Raw genomic sequence first — 3854 nt, forward strand, 5'->3', positions numbered from 1 at the left:
CAGGCATAAAAAAACCCCGACCATCAGGTCGGGGCTTTCTCAATTAGAAGTCTGGCGGTGTCCTACTCTCACATGGGGAAACCCCACACTACCATCGGCGCTGACACGTTTCACTACTGAGTTCGGAATGGATTCAGGTGGTACCACGTCGCTATGGCCGCCAGACAAAACTGTCACAACATAAACGTGCTGATTGCTTGAAATGGCACTCTGCTTTGAATCGGATATCGCTCCTGACGTAGAACGTCAGGCTACCCTTCGAATTTGGTAAAGTCTGTATCTTACTCTGTATGCGCTCAGCACCAAAACACCTTCGGTGTTGTATGGTTAAGCCTCACGGGCAATTAGTACGGGTTAGCTCAACGCATTACTACGCTTCCACACCCCGCCTATCAACGTTGTAGTCTCCAACAACCCTTTAGAGCACTTACGTGCTAGTGAGAGCTTATCTCGAGGCCTGCTTCCCGCTTAGATGCTTTCAGCGGTTATCAGTTCCGAACGTAGCTACCGGGCAGTGCCATTGGCATGACAACCCGAACACCAGCGGTTCGTTCACTCCGGTCCTCTCGTACTAGGAGCAACCCCTCTCAACTCTCAAACGCCCACGGCAGATAGGGACCGAACTGTCTCACGACGTTCTAAACCCAGCTCGCGTACCACTTTAAATGGCGAACAGCCATACCCTTGGGACCGACTACAGCCCCAGGATGTGATGAGCCGACATCGAGGTGCCAAACACCGCCGTCGATATGAACTCTTGGGCGGTATCAGCCTGTTATCCCCGGAGTACCTTTTATCCGTTGAGCGATGGCCCTTCCATTCAGAACCACCGGATCACTATGACCTGCTTTCGCACCTGCTCGACGTGTCTGTCTCGCAGTTAAGCTGGCTTATGCCATTGCACTAACCGTACGATGTCCGACCGTACTTAGCCAACCTTCGTGCTCCTCCGTTACTCTTTGGGAGGAGACCGCCCCAGTCAAACTACCCACCAGGCACTGTCCTCACCCCAGATAATGGGGCTAAGTTAGAACATCAAACATACAAGGGTGGTATTTCAAGGTTGGCTCCACATCAACTAGCGCCAATGCTTCAAAGCCTCCCACCTATCCTACACATGTAGGTTCAATGTTCAGTGCCAAGCTGTAGTAAAGGTTCACGGGGTCTTTCCGTCTAGCCGCGGGTACACCGCATCTTCACGGCGATTTCAATTTCACTGAGTCTCGGGTGGAGACAGCGTGGCCATGGTTACACCATTCGTGCAGGTCGGAACTTACCCGACAAGGAATTTCGCTACCTTAGGACCGTTATAGTTACGGCCGCCGTTTACCGGGGCTTCGATCAAGAGCTTCGCTTACGCTAACCCCATCAATTAACCTTCCGGCACCGGGCAGGTGTCACACCGTATACGTCCTCTTTCGAGTTTGCACAGTGCTGTGTTTTTAATAAACAGTCCCAGCCACCTGGTCACTGCGGCCAGCTCCAGCTCATCCCGCAAGGGAGTCACCAGCTCTGGCGTACCTTCTCCCGAAGTTACGGTACTATTTTGCCTAGTTCCTTCACCCGAGTTCTCTCAAGCGCCTTAGTATTCTCTACCTGACCACCTGTGTCGGTTTGGGGTACGGTCTAATATGTATCTGAAGCTTAGAGGCTTTTCCTGGAAGTATGGCATCAATAGCTTCGCACCCGTGGGTGCTCGTCTCGTGTCTCAGTCTTCTCACTTAAGAGAGCGGTCCGGATTTACCTAAACCACTGACCTACGCACTTTCACCAGGACTACCAACGCCTGGCCTACCTAGCCTGCTCCGTCCCCCCATCGCAATACATATCGGTACAGGAATATTAACCTGTTTTCCATCGACTACGCCTCTCGGCCTCGCCTTAGGTGCCGACTTACCCTACCCTGATTAGCATGGGATAGGAAACCTTGGTCTTCCGGCGTGGGGGTTTTTCACCCCCATTATCGTTACTCATGTCAGCATTCGCACTTCTGATACCTCCAGCATGCTTCTCAACACACCTTCAACGGCTTACAGAACGCTCCCCTACCACTTACTCTAAGAGTAAATCCGCAGCTTCGGTGCATGGCTTAGCCCCGTTACATCTTCCGCGCAGGCCGACTCGACTAGTGAGCTATTACGCTTTCTTTAAAGGGTGGCTGCTTCTAAGCCAACCTCCTAGCTGTCTGAGCCTTCCCACATCGTTTCCCACTTAGCCATGACTTTGGGACCTTAGCTGGCGGTCTGGGTTGTTTCCCTCTTCACGACGGACGTTAGCACCCGCCGTGTGTCTCCCGGATAGTACTCACTGGTATTCGGAGTTTGCATGGGGTTGGTAAGTCGGGATGACCCCCTAGCCCAAACAGTGCTCTACCCCCAGTGGTATTCGTCCGAGGCGCTACCTAAATAGCTTTCGGGGAGAACCAGCTATCTCCGGGCTTGATTAGCCTTTCACTCCGATCCACAGGTCATCTCCTAATTTTTCAACATTAGTGAGTTCGGTCCTCCAATTGATGTTACTCAATCTTCAACCTGCCCATGGATAGATCGCCCGGTTTCGGGTCTATACCTTGCAACTAAGCGCCCAGTTAAGACTCGGTTTCCCTACGGCTCCCCTATGCGGTTAACCTTGCTACAAAATATAAGTCGCTGACCCATTATACAAAAGGTACGCAGTCACGGGACGAACCCGCTCCTACTGCTTGTACGTACACGATTTCAGGTTCTATTTCACTCCCCTCGCCGGGGTTCTTTTCGCCTTTCCCTCACGGTACTAGTTCACTATCGGTCAGTTGGGAGTATTTAGCCTTGGAGGATGGTCCCCCCATATTCAGTCAAGATAACACGTGTCCCGACCTACTCGTTTTCACAATAGCGCTCTTGTCGTGTACGGGGCTATCACCCTGTATCGCTGCTCTTTCCAGAGCATTCCACTAAAAACGCTGTTGCTTAAGGGCTAGTTCCCGTTCGCTCGCCGCTACTAAGGAAATCTCGGTTGATTTCTGTTCCTCCGGGTACTTAGATGTTTCAGTTCTCCGGGTTTGCCTCATACACCTATGTATTCAGTGCATGATACTGAGTAAACTCAGTGGGTTGCCCCATTCGGAAATCCATGACTCAAATGCCTCTTACTGGCTTATCATGGCTTATCGCAAGTTAGTACGTCCTTCATCGCCTCCAACTGCCTAGGCATCCATCGTGTACGCTTATTCACTTAACCATACAACCCGAAAGTGTCTTACTTAAGGACACAATCTGTCATACGGTGCTGTTCTCGCTATACATTCGTTCGATACGCCTCTACCAAATCGGTGATTCAAATAGAGTGGCATTTCTTTATATTACAATCAGCTTGTTCATGTTGTTAAAGAGCATGTAACGCGTAGTTACCGGTCAAACGACTCGTGAATCGTTTCAACGTTAACCATCGCCCCTGACGTGAAACGTCAGGCTACGTGAGGACGTAGCATGGTAAGGAGCACGTAGCCTGATGTTTTACATCAGGAGCCATATCACCACACAGGTGATGTGACGTGCGACCTTTATCTCATCAATAAGAAAGGAACCATTGGAATCATTGGAAAATGGTGGAGCCAAGCGGGATCGAACCGCTGACCTCCTGCGTGCAAGGCAGGCGCTCTCCCAGCTGAGCTATGGCCCCGATGGGGAATTTGAAGGAGGGCAAGGCGAGAGGGTGCGACGCATAGCCTGCTATGCGAGTACCCGAACAACGCAGCCATCGTTCAAATTTGGTGGGTCTGAGTAGACTTGAACTACCGACCTCACCCTTATCAGGGGTGCGCTCTAACCAGCTGAGCTACAGACCCAGTATTCCGTGGAACAATCCGGCATTGG

At 51.3% G+C, this 3854-nt stretch carries 2 tRNA genes and 2 rRNA genes; all 4 read right to left on the reverse strand.

The window, feature by feature from the left end:
* Window positions 1-49 precede the first annotated feature (49 nt).
* The 4 genes from rrf to CCE91_RS12200 all read right to left on the reverse strand — a co-directional run bounded on the left by rrf (window position 50) and on the right by CCE91_RS12200 (window position 3826).
* A 5S ribosomal RNA gene (rrf, locus tag CCE91_RS12185) occupies window positions 50-165 on the reverse strand.
* A 158-nt stretch (window positions 166-323) separates the two neighbouring features.
* Window positions 324-3219 (reverse strand): 23S ribosomal RNA (locus tag CCE91_RS12190).
* 365 nt (window positions 3220-3584) lie between these two features.
* Window positions 3585-3660, reverse strand: a tRNA-Ala gene (locus CCE91_RS12195).
* Window positions 3661-3749: 89 nt separating this feature from the next.
* Window positions 3750-3826, reverse strand: a tRNA-Ile gene (locus CCE91_RS12200).
* Window positions 3827-3854: the final 28 nt, after the last annotated feature.

Origin of the sequence: Pseudidiomarina planktonica, assembly GCF_900177775.1 — a bacterium.
Lineage (GTDB): Bacteria > Pseudomonadota > Gammaproteobacteria > Enterobacterales > Alteromonadaceae > Pseudidiomarina > Pseudidiomarina planktonica.